12 protein-coding genes are annotated in these 15,095 nt (G+C 64.2%); 9 read left to right on the top strand and 3 right to left on the bottom strand.

Annotation, left to right across the window (positions count from 1 at the left end; all coding sequences use genetic code 11):
* Positions 1–115 precede the first annotated feature (115 nt).
* From AC3VI7_RS01705 to AC3VI7_RS01665, 9 genes are all read left to right on the top strand, one after another.
* On the top strand, positions 116–1,249 hold the full coding sequence (locus AC3VI7_RS01705) for a 3-deoxy-7-phosphoheptulonate synthase (protein ID WP_489669012.1): 1,134 nt from the start codon (positions 116–118) through the stop codon (positions 1,247–1,249).
* A complete protein-coding gene (gene nudB, locus AC3VI7_RS01700; protein ID WP_489669013.1) occupies positions 1,246–1,749 on the top strand; it encodes a dihydroneopterin triphosphate diphosphatase in 504 nt (167 codons plus the stop codon). The genes AC3VI7_RS01705 and nudB overlap by 4 nt, the downstream gene beginning before the upstream one ends.
* A complete protein-coding gene (locus tag AC3VI7_RS01695; protein WP_489669014.1) occupies positions 1,715–2,557 on the top strand; it encodes an endonuclease/exonuclease/phosphatase family protein in 843 nt (280 codons plus the stop codon). The genes nudB and AC3VI7_RS01695 overlap by 35 nt, the downstream gene beginning before the upstream one ends.
* A 7-nt stretch (positions 2,558–2,564) precedes the next feature.
* Entirely contained in the window at positions 2,565–3,869 is a 1,305-nt protein-coding gene (gene clsB / locus AC3VI7_RS01690; RefSeq protein WP_489669015.1) for a cardiolipin synthase ClsB, read from the top strand.
* 91 nt (positions 3,870–3,960) lie between these two features.
* Positions 3,961–5,112: a glycosyltransferase gene (locus AC3VI7_RS01685; RefSeq protein ID WP_489669016.1), complete on the top strand. Its 1,152-nt coding sequence runs from the start codon at positions 3,961–3,963 to the stop codon at positions 5,110–5,112.
* A gap of 1 nt (position 5,113) precedes the next feature.
* Positions 5,114–6,661, top strand: coding sequence for a glycosyltransferase family 39 protein (locus AC3VI7_RS01680; RefSeq protein WP_489669017.1), 1,548 nt, complete (start codon positions 5,114–5,116; stop codon positions 6,659–6,661).
* Positions 6,624–7,469 (top strand): phosphatase PAP2 family protein, encoded by an 846-nt coding sequence (locus tag AC3VI7_RS01675; protein WP_489671373.1) that lies wholly within the window; start codon positions 6,624–6,626, stop codon positions 7,467–7,469. The genes AC3VI7_RS01680 and AC3VI7_RS01675 overlap by 38 nt, the downstream gene beginning before the upstream one ends.
* 46 nt (positions 7,470–7,515) lie before the next feature.
* Positions 7,516–8,826: a type VI secretion system-associated FHA domain protein TagH gene (gene tagH / locus AC3VI7_RS01670; RefSeq protein ID WP_489669019.1), complete on the top strand. Its 1,311-nt coding sequence runs from the start codon at positions 7,516–7,518 to the stop codon at positions 8,824–8,826.
* The gene (locus AC3VI7_RS01665) at positions 8,819–9,604 is read left to right on the top strand and encodes a PP2C family protein-serine/threonine phosphatase (RefSeq protein WP_489669020.1); all 786 of its coding nucleotides are present in this window, start codon (positions 8,819–8,821) and stop codon (positions 9,602–9,604) included. The genes tagH and AC3VI7_RS01665 overlap by 8 nt, the downstream gene beginning before the upstream one ends.
* 6 nt (positions 9,605–9,610) lie before the next feature.
* Here AC3VI7_RS01665 and tagF read toward each other — a convergent pair whose 3' ends face one another.
* The 3 genes from tagF to AC3VI7_RS01650 are packed head-to-tail and all read right to left on the bottom strand — an operon-like array spanning position 9,611 to position 15,095.
* Positions 9,611–10,234 (bottom strand): type VI secretion system-associated protein TagF, encoded by a 624-nt coding sequence (tagF, locus tag AC3VI7_RS01660; RefSeq protein ID WP_489669021.1) that lies wholly within the window; start codon positions 10,232–10,234, stop codon positions 9,611–9,613.
* A complete protein-coding gene (gene tssM, locus AC3VI7_RS01655) occupies positions 10,216–13,776 on the bottom strand; it encodes a type VI secretion system membrane subunit TssM (protein WP_489669022.1) in 3,561 nt (1,186 codons plus the stop codon). The genes tagF and tssM overlap by 19 nt, the downstream gene beginning before the upstream one ends.
* Complete coding sequence (locus AC3VI7_RS01650) at positions 13,773–15,095, bottom strand: DotU family type VI secretion system protein (protein ID WP_489669023.1); 1,323 nt, start codon at positions 15,093–15,095, stop codon at positions 13,773–13,775. Before AC3VI7_RS01650 ends, tssM begins: the two co-directional genes overlap by 4 nt.

Raw genomic sequence — 15,095 nt, 5'->3', positions numbered from 1 at the left:
AGAATCTGCGTTGCTTGCGGGTATTTCCTGCATCGAGCCGTTGCATATCGGTGCCACGCATCAAATGCACGCCCCTAAAATCAGCGCCGCCTGACTCGAAGCTTGCGGAGATAGCATGGCCCTGCCCTTGGATGACCCTCATCATGATCGCGAAACCGGTGCGCGCGATGCGCTGCTGGACACCTCGGGGATCGACGATGTGCGTATCCGCGCCGTGCGCCCGCTGATCTCACCGGCGGTGCTTCAAACCGAGATCGCCCTCAGCGCAGCTGTGATCGCACAGATCCAGCAAGGGCGCAGCCACATCGCGGCCATCCTGCATGGTCAAGACGACCGTCTTATCGTCGTCGTGGGGCCATGCACCGTCCATGACCCCGAACAAGTGCTGCACTACGCCCACCATCTGCACCGCGCGGCCCAAGTGCTTAGCACCGACTTGATGGTGGTGATGCGGGTCCACTTTGGTCGATCCCATTTGGGTGATCGCTGGAAGGGTTTCATCCAAGATCCTCGGCTCGATGGCAGCCTGAGTATCAACGTCGGCCTGCGCCAAGCGCGCCAACTGCTGCTGGACATCGCCACCTTGGGTTTGCCCACCGGCACCGAATTCACCGATCTGCTCACGCCGCAATATCTGGCCGATCTCGTCGCTTGGAGCACGCTGGATGGTCGTGGCACCGAAAGCGCCAGCCAGCGCCAGCTCGCCTCGGGCTTGAGCTGCGCGGTGGGCTTCAAGAACAGCCCTGATGGCAGCGTGCAAGGCAGCATCGCCGCCATCCAAGCAGCGCGCCAAGGCAACACCTTCATGGGCATGACCAAAATGGGCTTGGCGGCGATCTTTGACACCGTTGGCAACGATGACACCCATCTGATCTTGCGCGGAGGTGGTCAAGAACCCAACTACAGCGCAGCAGCCATCGAAGCAGCGTGCTGCGTGCTACGCCAAGTGGGTCTGGCTGAACACGTCATGGTGGACTGCGCGCACGCCAACGCCGGCTGGGATGCCCATCAGCAAATCGCCGTGGGGCATGAGCTCGGCCGCCAAATCGCGGCCGGCGAAGCCCGTATCCTCGGCGTCATGATCGAAAGCCATCTGCACGAAGGCCGCCAGCAGCTCAACCTCAGCGGCCCCATGACCTACGGGGTCTCCATCACCGACCCTTGCTTGGGCTGGTCCGACACCGAAGCACTGCTCCACACCTTGGCTGGTGCCGTGCGCCAGCGGCGCGCACGGCAGGAAACACCATGAGCCAGCACCCCACCAAGATCCCCGAATCCGTGCTGGTGGTGATCCATACCCCGCAACTTGATGTGTTGGTGATCGAACGCGCCGATCACCCCGGCTTCTGGCAAAGCGTCACCGGCTCGAAAGACAGCTTGGACGAGCCGCTGCGCACGACCTGCCTGCGTGAAGTCGAAGAGGAAACCGGCTTGCAGATTGAGCACGCCGACGATCTGCGCGACTGGCACTTGCGCAACATCTACGAGATCTACCCGGTGTGGCGGCATCGCTATGCACCGGGAGTCACCCAGAACACCGAACATGTCTTCGGCCTGTGCGTGCCGGCCTGCGTGCCGGTGCGCTTGGCCCCACGCGAGCATCTGCGCTACCGCTGGCTGCCGTGGCGCGAGGCGGCCGATGTCTGCTTCTCGCCCTCCAATGCCGAAGCGATCTTGCAGTTGCCACGCTTTGTCTTGCAGGGAGCCGACCACCATGATGTCCACGAACGGGCGCATTCATCCCCATAACCATGATGTCAAGCCGCAGTCCAGCGATCCAAGCCGCCTGCGTGTTGCCACCTACAACATCCACAAAGGCGTGCGCGGCCTCGGGCCCAACAAACGGCTGGAAATCCACAACCTCGGTCAAGGCGTACAAGCCTTGAGTGCTGACTTGGTGTTCCTGCAAGAGGTGCGGCTTTTTCATCACCGCGACGCACGCCGCTTCAAGCAACAGCAACAGCAAGACCAAGCCCAAACACTGCCGGGCTGGCCCGACCAAGGCCAAGCCGACTATCTGGCCCCGGAAGGCTACGCCGTGGCCTACCGCACCAACGCCATCACCCGCCACGGCGAGCACGGCAACGCCCTGCTGTCGCGCTGGCCCATCGGCGAGGTAGCGCATCACGATGTCTCGGATCACCGCTTTGAGCAGCGCGGTTTGCTGCACGTGCAAGTGCAGTGGCAAGGCGTGCAAGTTCACGCGGTGGTGGTGCATTTCGGCCTGATGCATGCCAGCCGGGTGCGCCAAGCCGAACGGCTCGGCAGCTATGTGCGCCAAAGCGTGCCGCACAACGCGCCGCTGGTGGTGGCGGGTGACTTCAACGATTGGGGCGACCGGCTTGATCCGCTGATGCACGCTGCCGGCTTAACGCGCGCCCGTGCGCCCGGCTGCCGCCGACCACCGCAAACCTTCCCCTCGCTGCTACCTGTCTTTGCCTTGGACCGCGTTTACCTGCGCGGCTTGCACTGCCAAGCCACCCAAGTACCCCGAGGCGCGATGTGGGCCCGCATGTCCGATCACCTGCCCTTGGTGGCCGAGCTGGAACTGGCATGACCCGGCCGTGAGCGATACCCCACCGCGCCCATGGACGTGGTACTTGGTGCCGCGCCCGCTGTTCAGCGGCGACAACCAAGTCGGGTTATTGCGCGGGGCCACCGAGTTGTTGCCCACGCTGTGCGAGGCCATCCAAGGCGCGCGCCATGAGGTTTGGCTGGCCAGCTACATCTTGCACAACGACCCCTCGGTGCTGCGCGTGGTTGACGCCCTTGAAGAAGCCGCGCGCCGAGGCGTGCGGGTACGCATCGTCGTCGATGGTTTTGGCACCAAACAAAGCTTGGCGGCCTTGGAGCCGCGCCTAAGTGCTGCGGGTGTGGCGGTGGGGATTTTTCGGCCGCTGGATCGCTGGACGCACTGGTTCCAACCCGGCCAATTGCGCCGCATGCACATGAAGGTGGCGGTGGTCGATGGTGAGCGCGGTTTCATCGGCGGCATCAACCTGATCGACGATCACCACGACCTGAGCCACGGGCTGAGTGAGACCCCGCGCCTGGACTTTGCGGTGGCGGTGCGCGGCCCGGTGGTCGCCTCCATGGAGCAAGCGGTGCGCGCCATGTGGCTGCGCGCTTGGTTTGGCCAAGACTGGCGCGAAGAGCTGCGCGAGCTGATGCGCGGGGCCAACCGGCTGCAACAAATCCAAGCCCTGATCGGCCAGATGCGCCTGACGGGCTGGCGTCGCCCAAGCGACGAGCGCAGCTTGCGGCCCGTGCGCGCCGCCTTGGTGGTGCGCGACAACCTGCGCCAACGCCGCACGATTGAGCGCACCTATGTTGAAGTGCTGCGCAGCGCCAGCCAGCGCATCTGGCTGGTGTCGCCCTACTTCTTTCCGGGGCGCGAATTTCGCAGAGTCATCTGCGACGCGGCGCGGCGCGGGGTGGATGTGCGCCTGCTGCTCCAAGGCAAGATCGACTATCCCTTGGCCGGCTTGGCCGCCAAAGTGCTCTATGACGAGTTGCTGCACGCCGGGATCCAGATTTTTGAGTACACCCCCGCCTTTCTGCACGCCAAAGTCGCCTTGGTGGACGAGGACTGGGCCACCGTGGGCAGCTCCAACATCGACCCGCTCTCGCTGCTGCTCAACCTCGAAGCCAACTTGATCGTCAGCGATGCCGTCTTCAATGCCCGCTTGGCCACTGAACTCCGTTTCGCCATGACCGCCGCCCACCGCGTCGATCCGGCCGAACAGCTCACGCATCGCTGGCTCAGACGCCTGCGCAGCGGCTTGGGCCGAGCCATGGTCACTTGGGCGGCCTCAGCCTACCTGCGAATCGGGGGGGCGCGAACAAGGCAACAGAAACGTTCACCGTAAATAACTTCTTACACTTCAGCCCGCTAAACATCTTGCCCAGCCAAGCCCGTCCGCTCAAGACAGCACTTGGCGCGCATCACCGGGCTGCCCCATGTCCACGCTCTCTGCGTCGTCTCCCCCCACCGTCAACCACCCCAACGACCCTCGGCCGCTGGAATTGGCGGTGGTCATCCCGACCTTCAACGAGGTCGATAACGTCGAAGAGTTGGTCCGCCGACTGCATCACGTGCTGGCGGATGTCGCTTGGGAAGCCATCTTTGTCGATGACGATTCGACCGATGGCACCGCCGAGCGGCTGCATGAGCTCTCGAACCGCGACCCCCAAGTGCGCTGTCTGCGCCGGGTCGGGCGGCGTGGCCTGTCAAGCGCCTGCGTGGAAGGCATGCTCTCCACGGGCGCACGCTTTCTGGCCGTGATGGACGCCGATCTGCAACACGACGAGGCCCTGCTGGCTGGCATGTTGCAGGCACTGCGCACCGAGCCCATCGATTTGGTGGTGGGCACGCGCTATATGGAAGGCGGCGATGTGAGCGACTGGCAAGCCTCGCGTCAAAAAATCAGTAGCTTGGCGACCCGCATGAGCCAAAAAATGTTGGGCCTGAACTTACGTGACCCGATGAGCGGCTTTTTCATGCTGCGTCGCACGTCTTTCGAAGCGGCGGTCTACGGCCTATCCAACATCGGTTTCAAGATCTTGGTCGATCTGGTGGCGTCGGCACCCACCCCCTTGCGTGTCAAAGAGCTGCCTTACCAGTTCCGCACCCGCCTCTCCGGGGAAAGCAAGCTCGACAACCGCGTGGCTTGGGACTACCTCATGCTGCTGGCCGACAAGACCGTGGGCCGCTACATTCCCACCCGGCTGGTTTCCTTTGGTGTGATCGGCGGCTTTGGCGTGCTGGTGCATCTGGCCGTGTTGCGCGTAGCGCTGGGCCTGATTGGCCCCGATTTCGTCGAAGCCCAGACCGTGGCGGTCACGATCGCCATGATCAGCAACTTCTTCCTCAACAACGCCCTCACCTACCGCGATCAGCGTCTCAAAGGCTGGGGCGGCGTGCTCGGGGGGCTGCTGAAATTTATGGCCGCGTGCAGCATCGGCGCGGTGGCCAATGTCGGGGTGGCGGCCTACATCCACAGCGGCTCGGGCAACTGGCTGGTCTCCGGGCTCGCAGGCATCTTGGTCGGCACGATCTGGAACTACGGTGCCACCGCCTATCTGGTCTGGATCAAGCCCAAACGAGCCTGAGATGTCTAGTCGCACTTTGCTGATGGGTGCATGGCTGGCGCACGGACTGCTGGCCCTTGTTTTCCACCTCTCGCCCGACGAGGCGCATTACGCGCTCTACGCCAGCCACCTCGACTGGAGCTACTTCGACCACCCGCCCTTGGTCGGCTGGGTGCAGTGGCCGGGACTGATGCTGGGCGGCAGTGACCTCCTGATGCGTATCGTGCCGATGCTGTGCTGGTTGCTGAGCGCACTGGGGCTGATGCATTTAACCCGCTTGCTCTATCCGCAAATCAAGCCAGCCACCGCCAACCGGGCCGCCTTGCTGGTGTGGGTGCTGAGCCCGCTGCCGCACCTGCTGGGCTTGGCGCTGGTGCCCGATACCCTGCTGCTGCCCTTGACGTGCGCCGTCATGGGCTTGAGCTGGCAGCTCTGCGACCCCTTGCAAGCGCGGCGTGGGTCGCTGTGGCTGCTTCTCGGGTTGGCTTTAGGACTGGCCGGACTGGCCAAGTACACCGCCGTGCTGCTGGGCCTGAGTGCCGCGCTGACGCTCGGCCTGGCACACGGTAGGCGTCTGCTGGACTTACCCGGGCTGTGGTTGGCCGTGTTACTGGCCTGCGTGCTGATCACGCCAGTGATCGGCTGGAACGCCACCCACGACTGGATCTCCTTCGCCTACCAGCTCAACCACGCCGCTGGCCAAAGCGCCTGGGAGCTGCGCCATCTACTGATCTTTGGCCTGAGTCAGATCTTGGCCTATGGGCCGTTGCTGCTGGTGGGCAGCGTCGTGGCTTGGTCACCCAAGCCATCCACCCGCCCACAACAGCGCCCCTTGACCTTGAGCCCGTTGGGCTTGGGGCTGTGCTTTAGCCTACCGCCTTTGCTGCTCTACACCTACCTTTGCGGTCGCGGCACCACCTTGCCGCACTGGTCGGCCCCGGCTTGGCTGGCGCTGGTGCCGGCAGCCGCAGTGGGTGGCTTGACCCTGTGGCAACGGGGGGGCAAAGCGCGACAGGCGTTGATCGCGCTGGGCGTCTTGCAAGCCGTGGTGATCCTCGCCATCGTCGCTTCGATCTTCGGCCTCGGTCAGCCGACTGAAACCGGCGCGCAAGCACAGAGCCTCGCCGGCGAACTGGAAGACAGTGCCCCGGTCAACCCGGTGGCCGACCTCCACGGCTGGGACGCCGCCGCCCGACGTGCCCGCACCTTGGCCAGCGAACGCGGCCTGCCCATATTGGCCGTGATGAACTGGTCCCTGGCCAGTCGTGTGGCGTGGTACGCCCGGCCCATGCCGGTCAAAGTGGTGCTGAGCCACCACGATCAATTCGACCTCTGGTTCGGCCCCATGCAACCAGGCGATTCAGCGCTGCTGCTTGACTGGTCCCTCAACACCTATGCGCCACCCGTGGGGCCGGCACAATTCGAGCGCTGCGAGCTGATCGAGCAAAGCCAAGTGCGCCAAGCCGGCCAGCAAATTGCCCATTTCAACTACCTGCACTGCCAACACTGGCAAGGCGAGAAACCATCGACCGATGAGCATGCCCACCGTCTCCCAAGCCCCATCCCCTAAGGGGCGCATGACCACCTTGAGCTGGTGGCTGATCTGGGCAGGCTTGCCGATGGCCTTGGTGGCGGGTCTGCTGGCGCTGCCACAAATGGCACCGGCACCAGCGCAACAGCAAGCCTTGTTCCTGCAACTCAACCACGCTGCCGCCAGCTGGCCCGAAGGGTTGTGGTCGTTTTTCACCCTACTGGGTGACACCACCTTGGTGTTTGTGCTGCTCTCGCCCTTGCTGCTGCGGCACCCCCGCGCGGTGGTGGCCGCCATGATCGCGGCCCCTTTGGGTGGGATCGTGTCGATCGTATGCAAAAACATCCTCGACGCCCCTCGGCCCGGTGCCTTGTTGGAGCCCGAGCAATTCCATCTGATCGGCCCGCTCTGGCTCTACAACAGCTTGCCCTCGGGTCACACCCTGACGGCCTTTGCCGCCATCAGCGCGGTGCTGATCACGCTGGCCCCCCAGTTGAGCCGAGGCAAAACCATCGCCTTGGCCGCGCTGATGCTGGGCATGGCCAGCTTGGTCGGCTTCTCCCGCATCGCCGTGGGCGCGCACTGGCCGTTGGATGTCGTCAGCGGCGCGGGCATCGGCTGGCTGGCCGGGCTGGTGGGCGTGCTGGTGATGCAACGCTTTCCGACCTTTTGGCAATCCGAACTGAGCCTGCGGATCATGGCCAGCTTCTGGGCGGTGCTGGGGCTGTGGCTGCTCATCACCCCGCTCGACTATCCCCAAGGCTCCGCAGCGGTCTGGATCGCCACCTTGGGCAGCTGGCTGGCCTTGGCGGGACAATTCGGTCTCGGCCCATGGCGCACGCGGTGAATTCATAATCGAGCCCACGAACACGCTTTGAAGCGAGTGGCTCATCATGGTTCTGATCTTGCGCACACTGAGGCTGAACGATCAGCCGGTCTCAAAGCCCCTAGAGGCGCGATTCGATGACCAAGGGGGTTCGATTGGACGGGCAGAGCACAACACCTTGGCCTTGCCCGATCCGGATCGGGTCATCTCGCGGGTTCAGGCCGAGATCCATGGCAAGGACGGACAATTTGCCATCACCAACGTCAGCCAAGCCAACCCCATCTTGGTGGCCGGGCATCCGCTGAACCATGGTGAGAGCGCGCCGCTGCGTCATCAAGACTTGATCCGCATCGGCGCTTGCTTGTTGGAAGTCGATCTCTCGCCCGCCGCAGAGCCTGCGATGGATCGCACGGTGATTCGGCCGTTCAGCCCCACCGACCCATTTGCCGATCTCCTAACAGCGGCACCGCCACCATCGGTGCTGTTTGACCCTTTTGAGATCGCGCCCGCACCGGCCAAGGACGTTTTTGCCGACCTATCAGCCCATGCACGGCCGGGTTCCATCGACGACTTGTTCGGGCTGACAAGCCATGGCACCGACCCCATGGCTGGTTTTTTGGCCGGCACACCCGCACCGCCCAAACCCATCTCACCCCTCCCACCCATCCCACCCCTCCCGGGGCCGCTTCCTCCACCCAAGCCCGTCGAGCCGCCGCCGGTGTCGGTATCGGTCGTGGCACCACCGGGTTCTCAAGAGCCGCTCTGGGCTGCTTTTTGCGCAGGCGCTGGTTTGGCCCCGAACGCGGCCCCGGGGCTCACACCGGAGACGATGCAACGGCTGGGGGCCTTGCTGCGCAGCGCCGTGGAGGGCACCCAACAGTTGATGGCGATCCGGGCCGCGTCCAAATACGAGCTGCATGCCCAAGTCACGATGATCCGCTCGCGCAATAACAATCCGCTCAAGTTCGTGCCCGACAGCACCGCTGCACTGGAGCAATTGCTTCAGCCACCGCTGCGGGGTTTCTTGGGGGGCGAGGAAGCCATGAACGACGCGATGGCCGATCTGGTCGGGCACGCCATTGGCACCATGGCCGGCATGCGCGCGGCACTCGATGGCGTGCTGGATCGCTTCACACCGGCCGAGCTGGAGCAAAAACTGGGGCAAGGTTCCGTGTTTGACAACCTGCTGCCCATGAGCCGCAAGGCCCGCCTTTGGGAGCTGTATTTGCAGCATTTCCAGTCGATCCGCAGCGAAGCGCAAGACGACTTTCAAGCCTTGTTCGGCAAAGCCTTCTTGGCGGCTTATGAACAGCAGCTGGAACGCTTGCGGGCCGAGAAAACACCGAAGCCAACCGACCACGGAGGCCGCGATGTTTGAGATCCAGATGGCTTCTTTGAGCGACGCCGGCCAGCGGCCCTACAACGAAGACGCTCTGTGTACGGCGCAACACGGCCCGGTGGCGTTTGTCGTACTGGCCGATGGTGCGGGCGGGCATCGGGGTGGGGCCATCGCGGCCCAGCAAGTGGTGAGTGATCTGCAAGCCGCCTTGACCGCGCTCATGCAAGCAAGCTTGCAGCCCGCCGAGCTCACGGCACTGGTGCAGCAAGCCCACCGCCGGTTGCAAGCGGTGCAGCAAAGCAGTCGGGGGGCTGGGCGCATGCACACCACCGTGGTCGTGCTTTGGCTGCATGCCAACCGCGCCATCGCCCTGTGGTCGCATGTGGGTGACTCGCGCCTTTACCGGCTGCGCTACGGCCTGATCGACCATGTCAGCAGCGACGACAGTTTGGTGCAACGCATGGTGCAAGCCGGCCTGCTCTCAAGCGAACAGGCCCAAGTGCATCCGGCCCGCCATCAGTTGCTCTCAGCCTTGGGCGGTGAGGATGAGATCGAGCCGCACACTTTGCCGGCTTGGGCCGATATAGAAGATGGCGATGCCTTTTTGCTCTGCTCGGACGGCTGGTGGGAGCCCTTGGGCGACGAGCGCATCACCGCGCTGTGCCGTGCTGCTGTGTCGCCGCAAGACTGGCTGCTGCGCATGCAGCGCGAGATCGAGGCGCAGCAGGAGCCCCACCAAGACAACTACAGTGCGGTGGCGCTTTGGGTGAACGACCCAAACGAAAACACTCGCAGCATGGAAGAGCTCAAAGCGTAGTTGCTCTCAAGCCCAGCGCCCGTCGAGCATCGCGCTGAACTGTTCGGCACGCGGCAAGCCGGTCACGCAGTGCATCGGCCCGGTGGGCTCAGCCGGCAGCCATGAGCACCACTGACTGGTGCCGGGCACCATCGCCATCGCCACCGCCATCACCATCGCACTGTCGGCCGCCAGTGGGTTTGGATCCCCGGCTGGACTGCGCTGCAAAGCCGCTTCAAAGGCGGCAACACCGCCAGCCTCACCCTCCACCAAGGTTTGCAACGCTGCTTGGCCCAGATGCTGATACCAAGCCTCTGGGGGCGGGATGTCACGGGCTTGGGCGATCACCAGCGGGAAGTAGCGCCCGACGTTGTCGCAGCTTGGCATCCAAACGCCAAACCAAGCTTGCGCATCCACGACTTGCGGGCCCCAAGCAAAACGCCAGAGCGGTGCGCTCAAGTAGGCCTCAAGCCAAGCTGCGCCCAAGTCGGCGCGACTCTGGCTCAAGCCCGCACACAGCCAGTGATCGCAGCCCTCGATCCAAGCAGGCGGTAGGCGGCGCGAGGCGAAATCGCCCAAACAACTCAACTTGCCGAACCATCCGGGCGTGCTCAGGCTCATGTTCATGCGCATCACAAGCTGTTCGGACAAGAAAACTCGCTGAGTTCGCGCAACATGAAGGGGTTGCGCACGCTGCTGGCGGTGACCTCAAAGGTCGCCTTGCGGCCATCGAACTCGAACACCGCCCGGAAACGCTCCGGGGCCCGACCGGGCTCCAAACGTCGCCCATCAAACAGGCGCAACAGCGCCCACGGCCCCTCGATCAGTTGACCTTCACCGCTTGCGCCGGCGGGGGAAACTTGCACGCGGATCTGGTTGGTGCCGCGTGGCCCCGGCCACTGCACTTGGGTGGGAATTTGCGGGCCATGGCTGTAGCGCAACACTTGGCCGTCGATGTCGAGCACCCATTGGTTGATGCTGCTGTCCATGTCGATGGGCTTGAGTTCAACCCGCAGCGTCGGCATGTTGCCGCCGCTTTGGAAGAAGGCGTCCCGGATCGCGGCGGCGCGCTGGAACTGCGCCAAGGTGCCAGCATCGCTGCCCAGCGAGGCGTTGTCGCGGTCGATGAAACGCCACGGCCGGGCGCTGGTATCCACATAAGGCAGCAAGCGCTCTTGGGTGAAACGGTCGAACTTACCGCCCGGCGCAAACAGCGTCGCAAAGTCGCTCGGCGTGACATCGCGGTTGGAGCGGCGATCAAAGGGGTAGCGGCCGCTCAGGGCCTGCTGGCAGAACTCACCAAGGTTCGCTTTGACTTCTTGCGACAAGGTTTGACGCACGCCCAGCATGGCGGCCTTGGCACTGCTGTTCGAGATGTTTTCGACCATGCCGCGCATCGGCAAAGGCAGGCGCGAGGCCTCGGCCTTGAGTTTATTGGGCACCTCGGAGGGTGGGATGGGCATGCGGGACTTGATGGCGGTATCCACGGCGTTGAGCAAGACATGGACCTCGCTGATCAGCGTCATCGTGCCCTCGATGGGCGCTTTGCCGCCTTCGGGGGCGGTGATGTATTGGCGCAGCGCCGTGAAGCGATCATCGACGAGCTGCTTTTCGAGTTGCTTCTCAAGTTGCAAGACATCGGCGCTGGGCGCGACTTGGGCCAGCATGTCCTTGGCGCGGCTCTCGGCTTTTTGCAGCAGCCCTTTCTCCAAGGGGGCAGAGAGCGTGGTGTGGCGGGCGATGGTCTTGAGCAGCGGCAGCATCGGGCTGTCCGGGGCCGAGAGCAAGCGGGTCATCTCGATGGCTTGTTGCACGCTGGTGATCGGTTGCAGCCGTATATCCGCCATGAACGCTTCCCACGTGCTGGCGTAGTCCTGCAAATAGAGCCGCCGCACGGCTTCGTTCAAAGCGGTCTCGGTGATGGAGCCCGTTGTGGCCGGATTCAAGCCCAGCACCCAAGCTTGCTCGGCGGCAAGCACCTTGGCGCTGCGGCTCACCTGACGTTGAAAACCCAGGTGATAGCCCTCGAAGGTGTAGATCCCCGGCACGCCTTGGGTGAGCGGCGCACCGCTGGCGCGCGCAAAGATCAGGCTGGCGGCACCACCCACACTGCCCGCAGCACCGCCCACGCTGCTAAGGATGCTCACGTCAGCAATCTCGCTCCCAAGACCTTGGCGGCGCAGATGGTTGTAGACCCGCTGGGGCAGCGAAACGACGGCCAACTTGGCGCGCGCACGGCTGATCAACGCCTCGTCTTTGGGGCTTCGCAGCACCGGCCGCAGCGCCAACAAGGCCGCGAGGTGGCTGTTCAGTGGGGTGCGCTGCTCGGGATTCAGATCGCGCTCGAAGGTGGCTTGGAGCGCTTCGGCCTCGAAGTGCTCACCATCGTGCAGCATCAGGTAGGATTTGAGGGCATCGTATTGCCGCGCATCGTCGCCACTTTCACGCAACTGCGCCTCGATCCTCTCCGCCAAACGCGGCAGCAGCCCGTCCACCAGCATGCGTTCATACGCCAAGCGAGCCGCAGCATCGAGTTTGTCGCCTTGGAAAAGCCCCCAGCCCCAAGCGGCGTGGGTGGGCACTGAGTCTTCCGACAGGGCAACGACCCGGCGCGTGCTCTCCAGCAAGGGCACCCAAGCCAAAACATCGGTCGTGGTCATGGCCGCAGACTCTTTGCGCAAGCGTTCCTGTTGCTGCTGCGTTTGTTGTTCGACGGCGGCGACATAGCTGCGGTTGTGGGCAAAGCTGAGCACGAACAAGCTGGCAAAACCCACGCTGCCCAGCGCCAGCGCGGCGTAGGCGGCCAGCGTCAGTTGGCGGCGGCGCTTTTCCCAGCGCAGGTTGATGCCGCCCAAGGCGCTTTCAGCAAACACCACGTCCAACAACAGCCGGTTCAGGAAGTAGCTACGCCCGCTGGCTTGCTGAGGTGGCAGGATCGCCCGCTCTAAGCGGAACTGACGCGCCACGTTACCCAGCAGCCGGTCGATGGGGGTGCCTTCTTGGGTGCCACTGATCAGATAGACGCCGCGCAGCAGCGGGTGAGCCTCCAACGATGAGGGTGAAAACACCGCGTCGATAAAGGCATGCAGTGGTTCACGCAGGCCCGCCAACTGGGCCGGAAAGCCATAGATGCGCGTGCGCCGGGTGACATCGCGCTCAGCTTGGACGCGCTCGATCAAACCGGCGTCCAGCCGCTGCACCAAGGCGTCGAACTGGGGGCCGAAGCCGGTGATGTCGGTGTGTTGGGTGGCGTCCAGATCCAAGGTCAGTCCCCATGGCTCGGCCCTTTGCGTGCTATCGAGCGCGCTGAAGTAATCCATGAAACCGGCCAGCAAGTCGGTCTTGGTGACCAGCAGATAGATCGGGAAGCGGATGCCGAGCTGTTCGTGCAACTCTTGGATGCGCTGGCGCACGGTGGTGGCGTGTTGGGCGCGTTCGCTGGCGCTGCGGGTGAGCAGATCACTAACCGAGACGGTCACCAGCACGCCATTGACCGGCTGGCGCGGGCGCGACTTCTTCAGCAGCGCCAAAAAGCCCCCCCACGTGGCGCGGTCGTTGTCGCGGTCGCTGTCTTGGGTGGTGAAGCGGCCGGCGGTGTCGATCAACACCGCTTGATCGGTGAACCACCAATCGCAATGCCGCGTGCCACCAATCCCCGGCACCGGGGCGACGCCTTCGCCGCTCGTTCGATTCAGCTCGGCCAAAGGGAACTTCAGCCCGGCGTTGCACAGCGCGGTGGTTTTGCCGGAACCGGGCGCGCCGATGATGAGATACCAAGGCAGCTCATAGAGATAACGGCCGCCGAAGCGGGCGGCCCAGTTGGACCACCATCCGCTGCGGGTGCTTGGTTGGTTTTCTGCCGTGAACCGCGCTTTGCGCAGCGCAACCAAGGCACTTTCGAAGCGCTGGCGCACCGCCTGCATATCGGCGCTTTCAGTCTGGCCGGCCGGGGTGGCGGCGGCTTGGGGCGGCGGAGCGAGCAGTTGATCGACCACGGCCTTATTTTTGCGGCGCGCCCGCCAAGCGCCCCAAGCCAGCCAGCCCAGCGTCAATACGGTCAGGACGCCGATGCTGATCCAGCGATGACTTGCGGCGTCGAGGGGATGGGCGTTGCCCAAGCCCAGCAGCGGGCCGCCGAACCAGATCAGCAGCGCCAGCAACAGCAAGACGATCAAGGCGAAGAGCTTGTTCATGCGGCCACCCTCAGCGTGATCTCGACGCGGCGGTTCAGCGCCCGATTCGGTGGGGTGTCATTGGCCACCAAGGGTTCGGCATCGGCGCGACCTTCGGCGCGGATGCGCTCGGCGTTCACCTTGCGACTGATCAACAGATCCCGGACCACCCCCGCTCGGGCTTCAGAAAGATGCCAGTTGGAGGGGAACCGGGCCGAGCGGATCGGCTGGCTGTCGGTGTGGCCGGTCACCAGCACCTGACCAGGTAACTGCGCCAAAGCATCGCCAATGCGCGCCATCAAGGCTTCGCGCTGGGCGGCCAAGCTGCTGCTGCCCGGATCAAACAAGCCGTCACCCCGGATCGTCACCACACTGCGATCCACCTCATCGCGCACTGCCACCCAACCGGCTTGGATGTCGGCGGCTAAAAACTGCGCCAAGCGCGGCTGCGCTGCTGGGGTCGGTGGGCGAAGGACGGGCTGGGTGGCGGTCAGCCCTTGAGCGGGCACCAGCCGTAGGGTTTGAATCTGGGCAAAGACCGGATCGGATTGACGCCCTAAAGCCACGGCCAGCCCAAGGTGCAGCACCAGCAACCCACCCGCCGCCGCACAGGCGCCTAGCAGCAGAGGCAGCCCGCCCAAACCATGGCGCTGTTTGTGGGGCGGCACTTGCCAATGCTGCGCCAAGGCTTTGGGCGGATCGCTGCGCTGCTGGCGCAGGATCTGCGCCAAGCGATCACGCACCGCTTCAAGTTGGGCGGCACCGTTGTCGAGGATGCGATAACGGCCCTCAAAGCCCAAAGCAAGAGCCGCGTAGATCAACTCCAGCACATCGCGGTTTTGCGCTGGGTCTTCGGCCAAGCGGGCCATGAGGCGAAACACCTTTTCGCCGCCGTAGTTCTCGTTATGAAACATCACCAGCAAGCTGTAGCTGGCCCAGTTGCCCGCGCCACCCCATGGGGTATCGGCGGCCGCTTCGTCCAGCACGGTACACAGCACGTAGCGCGCCGCCAAGAGCTGATCCGGTGCGATGCCTTTGGCGCTCGCGGCCTGATCAAACTCGCGCAGGCTTTGAGCCAAGGTGTTGCGCAGTTCGGCCGGGTCAGCCACGTGGCGGGTGGCACGGATCTGCGGCACCGCCATCAAGACGCGATTGGCCACGGCGAGCAAAGGGTTCAGACCGTGGTCGCTGAGGGGTAGGTCGGCGGCGGCATCCGCCGCCCAAGCTGGCTCTGCGGTGTCAGGCGGCGTGGCACGTAGCGCACTGCGCCCGCCGGGCTTGGGCCGAATGAAGGTGCGCGAGGCGTCCAGCGCCGCAAAGGGGTCGTCGTTCGGGTCCAT

The sequence above is a fragment of the Leptothrix toolikensis (SeqCode) genome, from assembly GCF_057922285.1.
This window is presented reverse-complemented; position numbering and strand designations above follow the sequence as displayed.